The organism is Rhizobium sp. TH135, from assembly GCF_002855515.1.
GTDB lineage: Bacteria > Pseudomonadota > Alphaproteobacteria > Rhizobiales > Rhizobiaceae > Allorhizobium.
Genome location: NZ_PKRP01000002.1, coordinates 420,279 through 437,327, shown reverse-complemented (window position 1 = coordinate 437,327; position 17,049 = coordinate 420,279). Strand labels below are relative to the sequence as shown.

Genomic DNA, 17,049 nt, shown 5'->3' with positions numbered 1-17,049 from the left:
TCAACCGAGCATCACAGGAACCTGGATAACCGAAAGCGGAAATAATTGCCGCTCTCCCGCCATGTTGACGTCGGCCCAAAGCCAGGGCACAAAGATGGCATCCACGGTCGCTCGCGGCAGGAAAACAGAGGAAAATCAAAGGCCATGTTCTTAAGCCTTTGAAATCATGTGAGAATCCAGGTTCTCCAGGCGGGCCATTTTAGGCCGGTTTTTCGCTGAAAATCAGCGACTATTTCTTACAGAAAAAAGCGACGCCTTCTCAACTACTTGAGCAATCCCGGCTGCTGTCCTTTAGCCCATCCGTCGTTCCGAAACGGGCCTCGCGAAAAATTGGCTGGGGACCTTCGCAGCATGCGGTATATCCATAGCCTTGTTGTCTTTTCCGGCCACAATCTTGCTCAACGATAGTGAACACGCGGGGGCCCACCGCTTGCGCAATTGATATCAGATGGCCGTTTTGCGGTGAACTGGCAGCGAAAATGTAAATGTCGTTCCAACGCTCGCCCCAGTAGCGTTCATCACGCCCTCATGAGCATCGATGATGGATTTGCAGATCGCAAGGCCCATGCCCATCCCTGAAGCTTTGGTCGTAAACATGGGTTCGAAGATCTGAGATGCGATCTCTGGGGGGATCCCGCTGCCGAAGTCTCGTACCGTCACCACGATCTCGGTTTCGGTATATGTCGAGGCAATCTCGATCTTGCGTCTATGGCGAGGAAGTTCGTTCATCGCTTCCATACCGTTGTGCACGAGATTCAACACCACCTGCTTGAGCTGCGTCGCATCGCCCAGCACGGTGGCTTCGTCCGCGGAAAGGTCGAGACGGATTTCAGTGCCATGGCGCTCGACCTCGGATCGTGCGATGCGCAACACTTCCAGAATGACCTCGTTGACGTCGACAATCTCCTCGACCTTCGGGGCCTGCTTGGAGAGTGCCCGCAAAGCGCGGATGATGTCATGAGCACGCGAGACGCTGGTCTCGATTTCGGTCAGCACGCTCAGTGTTTCCGCGATATCCGGTTCGGCGCGGCTCAACCAGCGAAGGCCGGCGCCGGCGTTTGAGGCAATCGCAGACAGAGGTTGGCCGAGCTCATGCGTGACAGAGGCGGCGATACCGCCGAGCAGCGTCAGGCGGGCGTTCTTCTCGAGTTCGGCTCTGGCGCCGGCAAGCGCCTGCTCGCTGCGTGCGCGAAGCTCGTTTTCCTGCAGCAGCTTGGTGTAGAGCCTGGCGTTCTCCAGAGAGATTGCCGCTTGAGAGGCCAGAAGCTTGAGGAGCGCCACGGTGTCAGCAGCAAAAACACCCTCCAGATAGTCGTTCTGAAGGCAGAGCAGGCCGGTCAGTTCGCCACGGCGCAGAAGCGGCACGCAGAGGATCGAGCGTCCGGTGGCGGATTGTTTGTCGGCGGCCCAGGCTCCGAAGTCGGAGCCGGAAATCACGAATGGGGTTCGTGTCTGTAGGGCGCGGTCGATCACCGAATAGGGTGGGCTCAGGCCATAGCGATCCGGATTTATGGTGCTGACGCGCACGCTGTCTCCTTCGGTCCAGGCGGACGCCTCTGCCTCCAGCTTGCCATCGGCGATCTTCAGCAACAGCCCCCGATTGGCGCCGGCATGAACCAGCATTCGCGTCATCAGGGTTTCGATCACCCGATCGAGAACAATCTCTTCCGAGAGCGCGAGCGAGGTGCCAAGGACTGTCTCCAGGTCGCCGGTGGCCGAAGCCAGGCCAGAGGCGATAGGCGGACGCCGCTCTGAATCGACGGCAAAAGAACTCCTGAGGCTTCTTGCCTTGCGTCCTGCGCCCCAGCGCTCATAGGCTTCCGAGGCAAGCGACAAATAGGCATTGGCACTGATGCGATTGCCCATCTCCAGGCAGCAGGCCCCGGCACGCTCAAGCGCCAGCGCGTGCTCATGCTCGAAGCGCGAGGATCGTGCAGCGGCGGCGGCTTTTTCGTAGAGGACAAGCGCCTCGGCGTAATTTCCGTTTCTGCGGGCAATCTCGGCATCGAGAAGCAGCAGCTTGTCGGCAAAGTTCAAGGGATTGAGGTCTGCCCAGAGCGCGAGACGGGAGCGGACTTCGTCGAGACGATCATCGGCGGTTCTTTCTGCGGATGCGTCTCGTGCGCGGGCAGCAAGAGCGAGGCCGAGATAGAACTTGCAGATACCCGTGTCGATATGGGCAAGCAGGAAGATGCTCAATGCGTCGGCGGCCATCAGTTTGTCGACCGCTTCCGCATAGGCTCCGTTGTAGTAGAGCGAGGTACCTTCATAGAAGGCAACCCAGAAAGCGGTAGTCGGGGAAACCACGGGGGCCGTCTGCACGAGACTTTCTGACGACTGGACAGAGCCCTGCCCGTCCGCGAGATCGACGACCAGACGGAGCTGTGCTGCCAGAATATGCTCGATGTCGGTGTAACCAAAGCGCCGGGTAACCGCGATCGACTCTTCCGCCTCTCGCCGGATCTTCGGGATTTCCTCGCCCATCGCAATCAGGTCGGAAACCAAGTGATTGCGTGCATAACACACCCAGCCAACATCGCCCGCCGCATGGGCCGCATCGAGCGCTTCGCGCACGCGTTCCAGGGCGTAGGGCATCGAGCGGGTCCAAGGCGAGACCTGGTCAACGGCAAGCAGGACAGACGTCCGATGCTCCTCAAAGCCGTATTTATCGAGAAGCGCGCGGCCGGCGAGTCCGAAGCTCAGACCGTCGGCATAGGCGTCGTATTTGTCGGAGATCATGGCGCCGAACCAGGCAAGGCCATGGGTGGATTCCGGGCTGGCGCCATGATCGAGTGTGAGCTCGACCATTTTGGCGAGATGCAGGAAGCGCAGCCCATCCGTCGTGAAAACCGATGAGATCAGTGGTGCCAGCAGCGACATTGCGGCCCTGATGCGCGGATCCTCCGTGAGAGACATGTGTTCGAGGTCGGAAATCTGCCTCCCGTCCAGTCGCCGCCGGATGGCGCGATAGGCATCATCCTGCTCCGCTTCGCTCGACCCGCGTGCTAGCTTCACGCCGAGTTCGTCGAGACCCAGCAACGCTTCGTCGATTGCGCCATCGTAATCGGATTTCAGCGTCAGCAGGTTGGCGCGAAGGCGGAAGACAGCGCTTCTGTCGAGTGCGGATCGCGCGTATGGCAGGAGCTCGTTGAGCCGGCGTTCTGCGGCTTCGAGCGAGGCAGATCCCAGTAAAGCCTCACACAGCTGAGTATGCGCGCGGAATGAGAGGCCGTAGTCGTCTGTCCAAACGTCCTCCCGGATCAACTTGACCGCCGTCTCGCCGTAGCGGACCGCCTGACCAAAGGCTGCGGAACGTCTTGCATGAGCGAGAGCGGCCAGAAGCGCCTCGATGAACGGCTTTCGCATTTCGAGCGGCAGATCTTCGGCCCGAGATTGCTCGATCTGGTTGGCGATCGCGAAGGCCGCGGCATTGGTGCCACTGTCCCACATCGCCATCATCACCTCGACCAGATGACGATGGCGATCACGCCGCGTCGCCTCGTCCATTAGGGAATAGGCAGCCTCCTGAATGCGGTCATGGGCGAAGCTGAGTTTTGAAGGCGACAGCACGACGAAGCCCGAACGCGCCAGAGGAGCGGCAAGTTGTTGCAGGTTTTCGTCGGACAGCCCAAGCGCCCTGGCGAGCACGGCCTTTTCTGCTTCCGGACCGATGCAGGCCATCGTCTGCAGAAGACCGAGTGCCTCTGGCCCCTCCTTCTCGAGACGGGCTGTGACGAAGGAGATGATGTTTTCGCTCGCTGGATAACGTGCCACGTCTTCGACGCGGCACAGCCAGGCCTTCTCGGCCGGCGAGAAATAGACGACGCCATCCTGAACGAGTGCCTGCAGCAGTCTTCGAAGATAGAAGGGATTTCCACCGGTCTTCTCATGCAGCGTTTCGGCCAAATCGGTGAGAGCATCCGGGGCATCCGAAAAAATCGTTTCGAGCATCTGCCGTGTGGACTGGAGAGAGAGCGGCCGCAGATAAAGCTCGGCCAACTCAGCCATCGAAACGCGTGCCTCCGCCATCAAGCGGTCGGACAGGCCTTGAGCTTCACCGGACTGCTCGCGCCGGGCAACGATCAGAAGAAGCCCGGTGACTGGCTCGTTCACCAGGACCGACAGGAAGGAGCGGGTGGCTTCATCAGCCCATTGGACATCGTCGAGAAACAGCACCATCGGGCTGATCGTCGCTGCCGCGACCGATAGCACCGTGCGCAAGGCCCGCTGCAAGCGGAGTTGGACCATTGGCCCTGGTATCTCGATCCGGCTCGCCTGGGGTCCGGTCAGAATTTCCACGGCTGGCAGGAGATCGACCAGCAAGGATGCATTGCCCTGAAGCTCGCGGGCGAGTGCTTTTCGAAGTGATGCAAGGGTCACATGATCCGCGCGGACTGCTTCGTCTATGAAGGCGCTAACGGCCTGCACGATTGGACCATAAGGGACTTCCGACTGATGCTGGTCGCTCTTGCCCTGGATGAACAGGGCCCTATCATCGGCCATCTTGGCAAGACTCTGGATGAGACTCGACTTGCCAACGCCGGGTTGGCCATGCACCGAGATCATCGACGGCTTGCCATGAACCAGGAACCGATCGAGTACATTGGCGAGGATCTGTTCCTCGTCGCCACGGCCGAAGAGCGAAGAGGTCAAGAGCTGTGCGAAAGGCGCGTCGACGCGTCCGATCTCGAATTGGCTGATCGCGCCGTTCTCGCGCCATTCCTGATCACAGCGCGAAAGGTCAAGTTCCAGTGCCAGGGCGGACTGATAGCGAGCAGCCGGCTCTTTCGCGAGTAGCCGCTTGAGAATCTGTCCAATCACCGGCGGCAGATCTGCGAACATGCTGCTGGCATCCATGGGTGCTAGTGCCAGATGAGCATGACGCCATTCGACCGGCGAGTTGGCTGCCAGTGGGAAGATGCCTGTCAGATGCCTGAAGAGGATCATGCCGAGCGCGTAAAGGTCGCTCCTGCTGTCACACTGCGGTGCAACCGGTCGCAACTGCTCGGGCGCCCGATAGATGATCTCGTCGATCACGCCGAGTGTCTGGGCGGAGGCCGTGGCGGGCATCGCTCGCAAACGCACAGCACCCTTTTCATCGATGGCAAAATCGATCGGATGGAGAGAGCCGAGCGGTGCGCCATCAGCATGGGCTGCGGCAAGCGCCCGAACCATGGATAGCGCCCGTGGCAGGAACTCCTGCAGCGGAACGGGCGAAGGTGACAACAATCCAAGCAAGATGCTTTGTGTATCGAAGACAAGTACCCGGTGTTCGTCTTCTTCGAGAATGGCGGCGGGGGTATCGAGCCAGATCTCGGCATTTGCATAGCGGCGCAGGCGCAGGTCGGCCTGAGGCGAGCGCACCGGCTCCCTGGATCGGGGGAGAAAGAGCGCATCCCATTCGCCATCGTCTTGCGACAGACGATAGAAGCTTGCTCCGGCAGACTGCCAGACAAGAGTTTGATTGCAGGCTCGAAGCCACGCTCGATCGAACATTCCGCTATCTCTGGCTACTTGGAGCATGGTCATAACCCGACGTGGTTGCCCATTGTGCTGTCGTAACATCGACGAGCCAAGACTGTCTTTGCCCCACGTGCTGTCGTAAAGGCCGAGTTTGCTGCGAATGCGAAAACTTGGCATTGCGGACAGCAAATCGGAGTTTTATGATAAATGCTTATAGAGGGGCAAAGGCGCATGTCGTCACTACACGATCATGGCATTTTCAAATTCCCTCAGGCGGGTGTCATCAACTCTTCTGTGGATCGGCGGTGGCGTAATCTGGGCGCGGAGGTGCGTGCGCATCCAGCCTGCGAAATACCCGACATTTGCAGCACCCAGATGGAGATCACCCTGGCTCTCCAGGGAACGCCGACGGGCTTCGTGCATCGCCGGGGTGACGGTCGATTTCAGTCGACGGCGGTCCGCAGCGGCACGCTTTGGTTCTGCCCGATCGGTGTCCAGGAAGATTCCATCCGGATCACCGAGGCATTGCCCGAGATCCTGCATCTCTATCTACCCGAGCACCAGTTCGCCACGGTCGGTGAGCTGACATCGCAGCCCGTCGCATCCGGCGACATCGCTTATCTGGCAGACGTAGCCGATGAATTTGTCCGGCAGATCTGTGTGCGCGTCCTTCAGGAAATGCGCCACGAAACGGCAGCCGGGGACCTGCTCGTCGAACAACTCTCCATGGCGCTTACTCTGCATCTTCTCTCGCGTTATTCGGGAAACAGCCTCGCAGTCACGTCGGCAGACGTGAACGGCGCCTTGAGCCCGGCCAGACGAAACAGGGTCATCGACTATGTCGAGGAAAACCTGGAAGCCGATCTGACTGTGGCGGAGCTTGCCGAAGTCGCTTGCCTAAGCCGCTATCATTTTGCCCGGTCATTCAAGGCAGCGCTCGGGCAGTCCCCGTCGGAGTACGTGGCCAATCGACGGCTGCTGCTTGGGCAGCAACTCCTGGAAGACCCGACCCTCTCGCTTGCGGAAATCGCTTTCCGTTGCCGCTTCTCCTCGCAGGCCGCTTTCGGGCGCGCGTTCCGGCGCCATACCGGCATGTCCCCCGGCGACTATCGCCGGCACAGGAACTGAACGCGCTGCCGTTCCCGAGCCCATAGCGTCAAGGACAACCGCTGGAGATCAGCGAAACGTCCAAAACGGCTTAGTAACCGACAAGAGACCGACCTCGGTCCAAGGCATTCTCTCCTCGTCACTGCTTCTCCCAAGCACCGAGGAAACGAAAATGACCATTCAAGCCAAAGCCGCCCCCGGCGCCCGCCTTCTGAACGCCGCCGATCACACGCTGATCATGATCGACTTTCAGTCCCAGATGGCCTTTGCCACCAAGAGCATCGATGCCGTCAACCTGCGCACCAATGCAGCGCTTGTTGCCAATGCCGCGAAGACCTTCAACGTCTCGACGATCCTGACCACCGTTGCCGAGAAGAGCTTCTCCGGCCCGATGTTCGACGAGATCACCAGCACCTTCTCGGGTCAGCCGATGCTCGACCGCACGTCGATGAACACCTGGGAAGACGCGGCCGTTATCGCCGATGTCAACCGGATCGCCAAGAAGCGCATCGTGCTTTGCGGCCTCTGGACGAGCGTGTGCATCGTCGGCCCGGCCCTTTCGGCGCTCGACCAGGGTTTCGAGGTCTACGTGATCGCCGATGCTTGCGGCGATGTCAGCACGGAAGCGCATGACCGCGCCATGGACCGCATGGTGCAGGCCGGCGCCCAGCCGATGACCTCGCTCCAGTATCTGCTTGAACTGCAGCGCGACTGGGCTCGGGCTGAAACCTACGAGGCAACCACCGGCATCGCGAAGAAGCTCGGCGGCGCCTATGGCCTCGGCGTCACCTACGCCAAGACGATGTTCAACGCCGCCGAAGGCCACTGACCCCGTCCCGCCGGTCGCTCCGCGTTCCGCCTCCCAACCGGAGCGACCAACCACGCCTGGCGCGGTTCCCCTCCCGCGCCAGGCGTAGGTGGACGACACGTTCGCAGCACCAACGCATGCATTCGATCTCACGCCGAAAGGAAACGGTGATGAAACTCTACCTCATCTCACTCGCAGCAGGGCTGCTCGTCGGCGTGATCTACGGCGTCCTTAACGTGCGCTCCCCTGCTCCGCCGGTTATCGCGCTGGTCGGCCTGCTCGGCATCCTCATCGGCGAGCAGATCGTGCCACTCGCCAGAGGCGCTCTCGTTCGGCAACCGATCACGACATCGCTCCCGAAGCACAGTGAAACGCGGACGACGACCGACCTCAGCGAGCCTCGTAGGCCGCAGGACCGGGCGGGCTGAGCTCCTCGCACGCGTACCGAAGCCCTCCCAATTCAGAAGGAATACTGTGATGGACGCCGACCTCATCCTCTACCACGGACTCGTGACCACGCTTGACCGCTCCAATCCGTCGGCGACGGCGATCGCGATCAAGGATGGCAAGTTTCTCGCTGTCGGCAGCGACACCGAGATCATGAAACATGCCGGTCCGCAGACTAAGACCGTCGACTTGCGCGGAAAACGCGTCCTGCCCGGCCTGAACGACAATCACACCCATGTCGTCCGCGGCGGCTTGAATTTCAACATGGAACTGCGCTGGGACGGCATCCGCTCACTGGCCGATGCCATGGACATGCTGCGACGCCAGGTGGCGGTGACGCCTGCGCCCCAATGGGTGCGGGTGATCGGCGGCTTCACCGAACATCAGTTCATCGAGAAGCGGCTGCCGACGATCGACGAGATCAATGCGATCGCACCAGACACGCCCGTCTTCCTGCTGCATCTCTATGATCGCGCGCTGCTCAATGCCGCCGCCGTTCGCGCTGTCGGCTTCACCAAGGACACCAAGGATCCGCCGGGTGGCGAGATCACGCGCGACTCCGCCGGCAATCCGACCGGGTTGCTGCTCGCCAAACCCAATGCTGGCATTCTCTATGCGACGCTCGCCAAGGGACCGAAGCTTCCCTTCGACTACCAGGTAAACTCAACGCGCCATTTCATGCGTGAGCTCAACCGACTGGGCGTGACGGCCGTGATCGATGCAGGCGGTGGTTTCCAGAACTATCCGGATGATTATGCCGTCATCCAGAAGCTGGCGGACGAGGACCTGCTAACGGTTCGCCTCGCCTACAATCTCTTCACCCAGAAGCCGAAGGAGGAGAAGGAAGACTTTCTCCGATGGACCTCCTCGGTCACCTACAAGCAGGGCACCGATTACTTCCGCCACAATGGTGCCGGCGAAATGCTGGTCTTCTCCGCCGCCGATTTTGAGGATTTTCGCCAGCCACGTCCGGACATGCCGCCGGAGATGGAAGGCGATCTTGAAGAGGTCGTGCGGGTGCTTGCGCAGAACCGCTGGCCCTGGCGCATGCATGCGACCTATGACGAGACCATCTCGCGGGCGCTCGACGTTTTCGAAAAGGTCAACCGCGATACGCCGCTGGATGGCATCAACTGGTTCTTCGACCATGCGGAAACAATTTCCGATCGTTCGATCGACCGCGTGGCGGCTCTCGGCGGCGGTGTCGCGGTGCAGCACCGCATGGCCTATCAGGGCGAGTATTTCGTTGAGCGATACGGCCATGGTGCCGCCGAAGCGACGCCGCCGATTGCCAAGATGCTCGATCGCGGCGTGCATGTTTCGGCGGGCACGGATGCGACCCGTGTTGCCTCCTACAACCCTTGGGTCTCGCTCTCCTGGATGATCACAGGCAAGACCGTGGGCGGCATGAACCTCTATCCCAGACAGAACTGCCTCGACCGGGAAACGGCGCTTCGCATGTGGACCGAGAAGGTTCAGTGGTTCTGCAATGAAGAAGGGCGTAAGGGCCGCATCGAGGCCGGTCAATTTGCCGACTTGATCGTGCCGAGCAAGGACTACTTCTCTTGCCCGGAGGACGAGATCTCCTTCCTCACCTCCGACCTCACCATCGTCGGCGGCAAGGTTGTCTACGGCGCCGGTGACTTCAGCGGCATTGATGCGCCGCCACTCCCTGCTGCCATGCCCGACTGGTCGCCGGTCAGAACCTTCGGCGGCTATGCCGGCTGGGGCGAGCCGCAAGGGGCTGGCAAGAACTCACTGCGCCGCCATGCGATTTCGTCCTGCGGCTGCGCCAACGACTGCGGCGTGCATGGTCACGACCATGCCGGCGCCTGGACCGCCAGCCTGCCCATCAGCGATCTCAAAGGCTTTTTCGGTGCGCTCGGCTGCTCCTGCTGGGCCGTTTAGGGAACAAGACGATGACAACAATCACACGTTTCGAACACACCACTCCGCCGACGCGCCGCAATGTGCTCAACGGGTCGACGGCAAAGGTCCTGATGCTGAGCGCGCTTTGCTCGGCCTATATCCAGGGTGGCTTGACGAAGCTCCTCGACTTCGAAGGCGCCATTCAGGAAATGACCCATTTCGGCCTGCTGCCGGCACCCCTCTTTGCAGCCGGCGTGATTGCCTTCGAGCTCGTGACATCCGCCATGGTCATCACGGGCTTTCATCGCCTCGCCGGAGCCCTGGCGCTGGCTGCCTTCACGCTCGCGGCGACCTTCATCGCCCTGCAGTTCTGGACGATGCCGGAGGGTCCGGCACGCACGGGCGCCACCAATGCCTTCTTCGAGCATCTCGGTCTGGTCGCCGCCTTCCTTCTCGTCGCCGGCATGGATGCGAGCGGTCAAACGTCCAAAAAACCGGCCTAGGCGACAAGAGCGGTGAGCACCCAGGCCCTAGTCTCCGATCATCCAATCAGCAGGAACCAAGTGATGGATCAGAAACACGAATTCCTCTTGTCCCGGCGGCAGGCACTGCTCGCGGGCGCCACCCTTTCGCTGGCAACGACGCTCCCGGTCTTTGCCTCGGAAACCCTCAACGCACTTCAACAGGAAGGAACGATACCAATGACCGAGAATTATGTGACCACCAAGGACGGCGTCGACATCTTCTACAAGGACTGGGGTCCGAAGGATGCACAGCCGATCGTCTTCCATCACGGCTGGCCGCTGTCGTCCGATGACTGGGACGCGCAGATGCTGTTCTTCCTCCTAAATGGCTACCGCGTGATCGCCCATGACCGCCGTGGCCATGGCCGCTCGCAGCAGGTGAGCGAAGGTCACGATCTCGACCATTATGCCGCCGATGCCTCGGCCGTTTTCGAAAAGCTCGACCTGCGCAATGCCGTCCATATCGGCCACTCTACCGGTGGCGGTGAAGTGGCGCGTTACGTCGCGAACTTCGGCGAACCGCAGGGCCGTGTGGCGAAAGCCGTGCTGGTTGCCGCCATCCCGCCGATCATGGTGAAGACGGAAGCCTATCCGGGCGGTCTGCCGATCGAAGTGTTCGATGGTTTCCGTTCGGCTCTCGCTGCCAACCGTGCGCAGTTCTTCCGCGACGTGCCGGCTGGCCCCTTCTACGGATTCAACCGTGATGGTGCGACCGTGCATGAAGGCGTGATCCAGAATTGGTGGCGCCAGGGCATGATGGGCGGCGCAAAGGCGCATTACGACGGCATCAAGGCCTTCTCGGAAACCGACCAGACCGAGGACCTGAAGAATATCTCGGTGCCGACGCTCGTGATGCATGGCGACGACGACCAGATCGTTCCGATCGCCGCTTCTGCCGAGATTTCGGTCAAGCTTCTGAAAAACGGTACGCTGAAGGTCTACAAAGGCTTTTCGCACGGCATGCTGACCGTCAACGCGGACGTCATCAATCCGGACCTTCTGGCCTTCGTGAAGAGCTGAGCCGGCTTGTGCCTCAGAGGCCGCCGCCTGACCCGCGGCGGCCTTCGTGTGTCTACACCCTGCCCGTTTCGCAGCAGGGCGCACCATTGCACCGAACCTTCGAGAGGTGATCGTCATGACCCAATTGCAGCCTGACAAAGCGGAGGCAGGCAGTGCGCTCGCTCCGTTCCACCATATGGCCTTCGCTGTCCTCTGGACCGCAACCGTCATCGGCAATACCGGCACCTATATGCGAGACGTCGCGAGTGCCTGGCTCGTCGCCGATCTCTCAGCCTCTCCGGGTGCCGTGGGCCTGATCCAGGCCGCAGGGACACTGCCGATCTTCCTGCTGGCGCTGCCGGCGGGCGTACTGGCCGACATTCTCGATCGGCGCAAACTGCTGATGGCGATGCAGGTCGTGCTGCTGGCGGTCAGCCTTGCCCTGACGCTGCTTGCCTGGCGCGGGCTGATCACCGTCGAGCTCCTGATCGGCCTGACCCTTGTCGGCGGAACGGCCGCAGCCATTGCCGGTCCCGCGTGGCAATCGATGGTGCCGGATCTCGTTCCGAGATCCCAGTTGCGCAACGCGATCGCACTGAACTCCGTCGGGATCAATGTATCACGGTCGATCGGCCCTGCGATCGGCGGCATCCTGCTCGGCGCTTTCGGTGCGGCCATTGCTTATGCAGCGGATCTTGCCACCTACCTCTTCGTGATCGGCGCGCTTCTCTGGTGGCAAAGCCCACGGGCCGAGGGCAGCCATATCCCCGAGCACTTTTTCGGCGCCTTCCGTGCGGGGCTGCGCTATGCCCGCTCGAGCCGCAAGCTGCATGTCGTGCTGCTGAGGGCTGGTGTCTATTTCATCTTTGCAAGCGCCACCTGGGCGCTCCTTCCTCTCGTTGCCAAGGATCTGCTTGGGGGTGGGGCGAGCTTCTTCGGCCTGCTGCTCGGCTCGGTCGGAGCCGGGGCCATCGGCGGAGCAACTATCCTGCCGAGACTGCGCAACCGTCTCGATTCCGATGCCATTCTCCTGGGATCTGCGATCCTCAGCGCCGGTGTCATGGTTGTGCTCACCTTTGCACCGCCGCAGTGGTTGGCCTTCCTTTGCCTCTTCCTGCTGGGCAGCGCGTGGATCGCGGCGCTCACCGTCCTCAATGGTGTTACCCAGGCTGTGCTGCCCAACTGGGTACGCGGACGTGCACTCGCGGTCTACCTCACCGTCTTCAACGGTGCGATGACTGTGGGCAGCATTGCCTGGGGCATCACGGCCGAGTCGATGGGATTAACGACGACACTGCTGATTGCGGCTGCCGGCTTAAGCTTGAGCGCAGTTCTGATGCACCTGATCAAGCTGCCGCTGGGCGAGGACGACCTCTCCGCGTCCCACCATTGGCCAGAACCCATCGTGGCGGAGAGCGTGGCCCATGATCAGGGACCCGTCATGGTGCAGGTCGAGTACTCGGTTACCGCAGACGACCGCCCCGCATTTCTTCGGGCGCTCAACCTCCATGCCGAAGCGCGACGCAGAGACGGCGCCTATCTCTGGGGCGTGAGCGAGGATGCGGCAAAACCCGGGCAGATCGTTGAATGGTTCTTCGTCGAATCCTGGGCTGAACATCTCCGCCAACACGAGCGTGCGTCCCACGCAGACGCCGAGATCCACGGCCAGCTCATCGGCTATCACCAAGGCGAGGAGCGACCGACTGTGCGGCACCTGATCGCCATTCCGGTGAGAACTCGGGACCGGAAATAGACAACGGCGGGGCGCCTCGGCGCCTCCTCAGGTCTGCGGCTGGACGCTGATTGCCCGCTCGATGCAGGCGATCAGGGCTTCCGCCTGATAGGGCTTTTGCAGCACGCAGACGGGCGCCTCGATATGCTGACGCACCGGAGCTTCGGCAAAGGCGGTGATGAAGATGACTGGGACAGGGTCCCGGCGTTGCCTGAGCGCTGCGAAGAGTTCGATCCCGCTCATGCCCGGCATCTGGACGTCGGAGATCAGGCAGGCCGAGCGGCCGTTGCTGGGCGAATGGAGGAAATCTTCAGCGGAAGAATAGGTCGCGACGTCGAAGCCGCAGGATCGCAAGAGGCTGCTCGTAGCACGAAGGACTTCGACCTCGTCGTCGATCACTGAAATCAGCCTGGGAGCATGCACCTTGATCTGCCAATCTCCGGTCGGGACCGGGTTTACCTCGCATGCCTTAATAGACGTATTACATAACTTTATCGACTATACCTGAGTTTATCTGCTCGCCGGCGCGCCCTGATTTCGTGAGATCGCTTCCGACATCTTCACCAGATCGGCAAAGGTTTTGGCCATCATCTTGCGCATGATCTTGCCGCGATGGATCTTGACGGTGATCTCGCTCAGGTCCAGTTCGCCGGCAATCTGCTTGTTCATCAGGCCGCTTGTCGCCATCTCCATGATCTGGCGCTCGCGTGGGGTGAGCGATGAAAACCGCTCCTTCAATTCAGCCTCGAGCTTGGTCTCGCCCTTGGCCGCAGCCCGGGTCAAGCAGGCGGCGGCGACAGCGTCGAGCATGTCCTGGTCTCGGAAGGGTTTCGGCAGAAAGTCCGCGGCTCCAGCCTTCATGGCCCTCACCGACATCGGTATATCGCCATGGCCGGTCACAAAAACGATCGGGATTTCGACGCCCATTTCCGAAAGCTTCTGCTGGAAATCCAGCCCGCTCGTGAAGGGAAGACGGACATCGAGGATCAGGCAATCGGCTTCTTCCAGGCACTGCACGTCGCGGCACAGATCAAGTGGCGTGGCATAGCACTTCACCCGATAGCCGACCGAGCGCAGCAGGCTATCGACAGAACTGCGAACGAGTTGCTCGTCATCGACGACCAGAACGAGAGGGCTCACGGACATCCTTCGCCTTCCAGTGATTGTAAGTGTTCAGCCTGTTTAAAACCCGCACCGATGATCCGGCAACTATACGTGGGTATGCGAGGCTAGCACTGCAGTCTGACGTCGATCAATTCCCGTACAATTTCTTTGAATCACCGTTCGCATGAAGATCTCCCCATACACCAGAACCAACGGGGATCGTCATGTCAGCACTACCATTTCAGATCGACGACAGCCTTCACCGAGCGCCTATTGACGCGGTTTCGCTTTCGTCACAGCACCACCAGCTTACCCGCCTGCTTGCCCATGCCATGTCCCTCGTTGAGCAAAACGAGGACACTGCGATGGATCTCATCCGGAAAGTATCCGCCCTCGTCGAAAGCCCTGGTCTGCCCGAGACACCTGCGTCCTCGACCCGTGGCGGGTTGGCTCCCTGGCAGATCGGTCGGGTCAAGCGGCATATCGACAAAGAGCTTGCCGGACGCATCAACATCGATGAACTGGCCCAGATCACGCGCCTGAGTACCAGCTATTTTTCTGCCGCCTTTCGTGCCAGCTTCGGGACATCCCCGCATGACTATATCTGCCGGCGGCGCATCGATCATGCCAAGCAGTTGATGCTCACCACCGACACTGCGCTGTGCGAAATTGCGCTTGATTGCGGCTTCGCCGACCAGTCCCATCTCTGCCGCGTCTTCCGCCGCATTACGGGCCAAACGCCCGCCGCATGGCGGCGCAACAGACGGATCGCCTGAGGACTGCATCTGCTCTACCGGTCTTGCTATCAGGTTGCACGCGGTCCTGCGTGCGACGACGTCATGATCCCTCATTGTGCCGAAAGCACCTTCCGCTCTGATCGCGCCTTTCGAGCGCGATACTGCCAACCGGCAAGACCTCACCATCCAACAAATCTCCAAGCCCTGCCCGCAGCAGAGCACGCCACAGTGTCTGGCAGCAGGTTCTGCTGTTCGGCGTGAAGATGCCTGATCGGCCCTGTAAAGCAACGGGACCGAAGCCGATCTTGGCCCGATCCCGTTCTCGATGGCTGGCTGTGAGCCTGAACGCACCCGTTTGCAATGCGCTCCTTATGTGTTGCGGCAGATCTCGAAGAGGAACCAGACACGCTGTTCGCCCTCGTCGATCCACTGTTCAAGCAGGCTGGTTGAGGCAACATCGCCATGCTCCGCACAGAGGCCATGCGTCTGACGGGCAAAGGATACGAAACGCTCGTTGTCGTCTCGAAGCTCGGCCAGCATATCCTGCGGTGTCACATAGGCCGCATCGTTGTCGAGCAACCGCTGGAGCCTGGCGATATGGCCGCTGGAGCGGATTGTCGTGCCGCCGAGCTTGCGGACCCGCTCGGCGATCGCATCCGTCATCGCGAAGATCTGGCCCGCCTGCTCATCGAGGAGCAGGTGATAATCGCGGAAGGACGGCCCACTCATGTGCCAGTGGAAGTTCTTGGTCTTGAAATAGAGCGCGAAGGTATCGGCAAGCAGGCCGGTGAGCGCTGCGGATAAGTCCTTCACCGCTTCGGGTGGAAATCGGGACGGGGTATTGAGGGCGGCCTTGCGGCGCGCTTCGACTGTGAGAGGCTCCATGGGTCATCTCCTGTTCGTCATGCGGTGGGTGCTGGGTCTCCGACAGACGCCTCCGGCGCCGGCCCGGCCCTGCGCGGCAAGTATACGCCGCCCGCGAAAACCAGCCCATTAGCCGCTGGTATGCTCGTCCCTATACATCGGGATGATGTGGGGTGATTGGCACGTGTTGCCCGCTGGCCATCGCCAGCATTTTGCACTCGGGGAGCAAGCTGACGCTACACCGTTTTGCCATCCGGCCCTCGCCGATCGATGCCTTGACCCAAACCATGGGTCATCCCCGCCCTCCCTTCGGCATGGCTGCATCATACCAATGTTGGTGACGAGCGAACTCAGGTTCAATGGAACCTCATCCCCCTCACTGGCACTCTGAACTGGCTGATCAACGACGCAGTCTTCTCCTCCCGGATGCGAGATCAGCGGCCTACCAGGTCTCCCGCCAGAGACCTGTTTTGCAGCAGCAGTCAGATGAAACCGGCCGAAGATCGGCCCTCACTCAACCCTTGAAGGAACACGACCATGAAGACCATCCTTACCGCTCTCTCCGCCGCCGTGATCTCGTTCGCAGCAGGCACGGCCGCCTTCGCGTCCGTCCAGCCGATCCCCGGCTCGATCACCTACGACAACAGCGATGTCATGCTCGAAAAGGCCCCCGCCGGCTCGACTTTCTTCCACACCTTCTCCAACGGTGACGGTCGCGATGTCCGCGAAATCTACAAGGTCAATGCCGACAAGTCGGTGACCCTCGTCAACCGCACCATCTCGAACGCTTCCTGACCCCCAAGCGCCTGCAGACCAGATCGGTCGAGAGCAATCTCGGCCGATCCGGCTGGCACTCTTCAATCCAGCGCTCTCATCGCCTGAGCGCCATTAGCAATCACGAACTTGAAAAGGAGCACATGATGCGAACCATCATTCTGGCCGTCGCCGCAGCATCCGTCAGTGTGATCGGCGCACTGGCAAGCCTACCGCCCGCCGAGGAACTGACGCGCGGCGAATTCATCTGGTCCGAGGAAGGCAAAGCAGAGCCGGACTCCATGCCACTATGCTCCCTGCCGACACCCGGACCCAATATCGCCATGCCGACGATCGAGATATACAAGTCCAGCAGGCTGCAGGCTGCGCAGGACCCAAACTGGTAGGCGTGCTAGCCACGTCAATGGTCAGTCCTCACTTGCGCCCAGCGCTGCATTCGTCTGCGCCAAGATGAGCAGTCGTTGACGACATAACGCGGAAATGATTGCCGCTCTCCCGCCATGTTGACGTCAGCCCAAAGCCAGGGTACAAAGATGACATCCACGGTCGCTCGCGGCAGGAAAACAGAGGAAAATCAAAGGCGATTTTGTTAAGCCTTTGAAATCATGTGAGAATCCAGAC

At 60.7% G+C, this 17,049-nt stretch carries 14 protein-coding genes; 10 read left to right on the top strand and 4 right to left on the bottom strand.

Annotated elements, in window-relative coordinates:
- Positions 1 to 444: 444 nt before the first annotated feature.
- On the bottom strand, positions 445 to 5,496 hold the full coding sequence (locus tag C0V73_RS07090; RefSeq protein WP_172450091.1) for an ATP-binding sensor histidine kinase: 5,052 nt from the start codon (positions 5,494 to 5,496) through the stop codon (positions 445 to 447).
- Positions 5,497 to 5,838: 342 nt separating this feature from the next.
- On the opposite strand from C0V73_RS07090, the gene C0V73_RS07085 reads away from it, so the two are divergent.
- The 7 genes from C0V73_RS07085 to C0V73_RS07055 all read left to right on the top strand — a co-directional run bounded on the left by C0V73_RS07085 (position 5,839) and on the right by C0V73_RS07055 (position 12,970).
- Positions 5,839 to 6,591 carry an AraC family transcriptional regulator gene (locus C0V73_RS07085; protein WP_245407899.1) on the top strand — a complete coding sequence of 251 codons (753 nt, stop codon included), beginning with the start codon at positions 5,839 to 5,841 and terminating at the stop codon, positions 6,589 to 6,591.
- 151 nt (positions 6,592 to 6,742) lie between these two features.
- Positions 6,743 to 7,399: a hydrolase gene (locus C0V73_RS07080; protein ID WP_102019294.1), complete on the top strand. Its 657-nt coding sequence runs from the start codon at positions 6,743 to 6,745 to the stop codon at positions 7,397 to 7,399.
- Between the two features lie 149 nt (positions 7,400 to 7,548).
- Entirely contained in the window at positions 7,549 to 7,806 is a 258-nt protein-coding gene (locus C0V73_RS07075; RefSeq protein ID WP_102019293.1) for a XapX domain-containing protein, read from the top strand.
- A gap of 49 nt (positions 7,807 to 7,855) precedes the next feature.
- Entirely contained in the window at positions 7,856 to 9,733 is a 1,878-nt protein-coding gene (locus C0V73_RS07070) for an amidohydrolase (protein WP_102019292.1), read from the top strand.
- Positions 9,734 to 9,744: 11 nt separating this feature from the next.
- Positions 9,745 to 10,197, top strand: a complete 453-nt coding sequence (locus C0V73_RS07065) for a DoxX family protein (protein ID WP_102019291.1) — start codon at positions 9,745 to 9,747, stop codon at positions 10,195 to 10,197.
- 63 nt (positions 10,198 to 10,260) lie between these two features.
- Positions 10,261 to 11,238 carry an alpha/beta hydrolase gene (locus tag C0V73_RS07060; RefSeq protein WP_102019290.1) on the top strand — a complete coding sequence of 326 codons (978 nt, stop codon included), beginning with the start codon at positions 10,261 to 10,263 and terminating at the stop codon, positions 11,236 to 11,238.
- A 115-nt stretch (positions 11,239 to 11,353) separates the two neighbouring features.
- Positions 11,354 to 12,970, top strand: a complete 1,617-nt coding sequence (locus C0V73_RS07055) for an MFS transporter (protein ID WP_102019289.1) — start codon at positions 11,354 to 11,356, stop codon at positions 12,968 to 12,970.
- Positions 12,971 to 12,997: 27 nt separating this feature from the next.
- On the opposite strand, the gene C0V73_RS07050 is transcribed toward C0V73_RS07055, so the two are convergent.
- Together C0V73_RS07050 and C0V73_RS07045 are read right to left on the bottom strand one after the other, a co-directional pair.
- Complete coding sequence (locus C0V73_RS07050; protein WP_102019288.1) at positions 12,998 to 13,372, bottom strand: response regulator; 375 nt, start codon at positions 13,370 to 13,372, stop codon at positions 12,998 to 13,000.
- Between the two features lie 87 nt (positions 13,373 to 13,459).
- A complete protein-coding gene (locus tag C0V73_RS07045; protein ID WP_102019287.1) occupies positions 13,460 to 14,095 on the bottom strand; it encodes a response regulator in 636 nt (211 codons plus the stop codon).
- A gap of 182 nt (positions 14,096 to 14,277) precedes the next feature.
- Here C0V73_RS07045 and C0V73_RS07040 point away from each other — a divergent pair, with 182 nt between their 5' ends.
- Positions 14,278 to 14,829 carry an AraC family transcriptional regulator gene (locus C0V73_RS07040; protein WP_102019286.1) on the top strand — a complete coding sequence of 184 codons (552 nt, stop codon included), beginning with the start codon at positions 14,278 to 14,280 and terminating at the stop codon, positions 14,827 to 14,829.
- A gap of 330 nt (positions 14,830 to 15,159) precedes the next feature.
- On the opposite strand, the gene C0V73_RS07035 is transcribed toward C0V73_RS07040, so the two are convergent.
- On the bottom strand, positions 15,160 to 15,675 hold the full coding sequence (locus C0V73_RS07035; RefSeq protein ID WP_102019285.1) for a DNA starvation/stationary phase protection protein: 516 nt from the start codon (positions 15,673 to 15,675) through the stop codon (positions 15,160 to 15,162).
- Positions 15,676 to 16,191: 516 nt separating this feature from the next.
- Here C0V73_RS07035 and C0V73_RS07030 point away from each other — a divergent pair.
- Together C0V73_RS07030 and C0V73_RS07025 are read left to right on the top strand one after the other, a co-directional pair.
- The gene (locus C0V73_RS07030) at positions 16,192 to 16,449 is read left to right on the top strand and encodes a hypothetical protein (protein WP_102019284.1); all 258 of its coding nucleotides are present in this window, start codon (positions 16,192 to 16,194) and stop codon (positions 16,447 to 16,449) included.
- A 125-nt stretch (positions 16,450 to 16,574) separates the two neighbouring features.
- Positions 16,575 to 16,814, top strand: coding sequence for a hypothetical protein (locus tag C0V73_RS07025; protein WP_143708316.1), 240 nt, complete (start codon positions 16,575 to 16,577; stop codon positions 16,812 to 16,814).
- Positions 16,815 to 17,049 lie beyond the last annotated feature (235 nt).

Excerpts from the sequence above, each read along its gene's own strand:
- C0V73_RS07090 (WP_172450091.1), bottom strand. The coding sequence starts at position 5,496 with ATGTTCGATCGAGCGTGGCTTCGAGCCTGCAATCAAACTCTTGTCTGG.
- C0V73_RS07085 (WP_245407899.1), top strand. The coding sequence starts at position 5,839 with ATGGAGATCACCCTGGCTCTCCAGGGAACGCCGACGGGCTTCGTGCAT.
- C0V73_RS07080 (WP_102019294.1), top strand. The coding sequence starts at position 6,743 with ATGACCATTCAAGCCAAAGCCGCCCCCGGCGCCCGCCTTCTGAACGCC.
- C0V73_RS07075 (WP_102019293.1), top strand. The coding sequence starts at position 7,549 with ATGAAACTCTACCTCATCTCACTCGCAGCAGGGCTGCTCGTCGGCGTG.
- C0V73_RS07070 (WP_102019292.1), top strand. The coding sequence starts at position 7,856 with ATGGACGCCGACCTCATCCTCTACCACGGACTCGTGACCACGCTTGAC.
- C0V73_RS07065 (WP_102019291.1), top strand. The coding sequence starts at position 9,745 with ATGACAACAATCACACGTTTCGAACACACCACTCCGCCGACGCGCCGC.
- C0V73_RS07060 (WP_102019290.1), top strand. The coding sequence starts at position 10,261 with ATGGATCAGAAACACGAATTCCTCTTGTCCCGGCGGCAGGCACTGCTC.
- C0V73_RS07055 (WP_102019289.1), top strand. The coding sequence starts at position 11,354 with ATGACCCAATTGCAGCCTGACAAAGCGGAGGCAGGCAGTGCGCTCGCT.
- C0V73_RS07045 (WP_102019287.1), bottom strand. The coding sequence starts at position 14,095 with ATGTCCGTGAGCCCTCTCGTTCTGGTCGTCGATGACGAGCAACTCGTT.
- C0V73_RS07040 (WP_102019286.1), top strand. The coding sequence starts at position 14,278 with ATGTCAGCACTACCATTTCAGATCGACGACAGCCTTCACCGAGCGCCT.
- C0V73_RS07035 (WP_102019285.1), bottom strand. The coding sequence starts at position 15,675 with ATGGAGCCTCTCACAGTCGAAGCGCGCCGCAAGGCCGCCCTCAATACC.
- C0V73_RS07030 (WP_102019284.1), top strand. The coding sequence starts at position 16,192 with ATGAAGACCATCCTTACCGCTCTCTCCGCCGCCGTGATCTCGTTCGCA.
- C0V73_RS07025 (WP_143708316.1), top strand. The coding sequence starts at position 16,575 with ATGCGAACCATCATTCTGGCCGTCGCCGCAGCATCCGTCAGTGTGATC.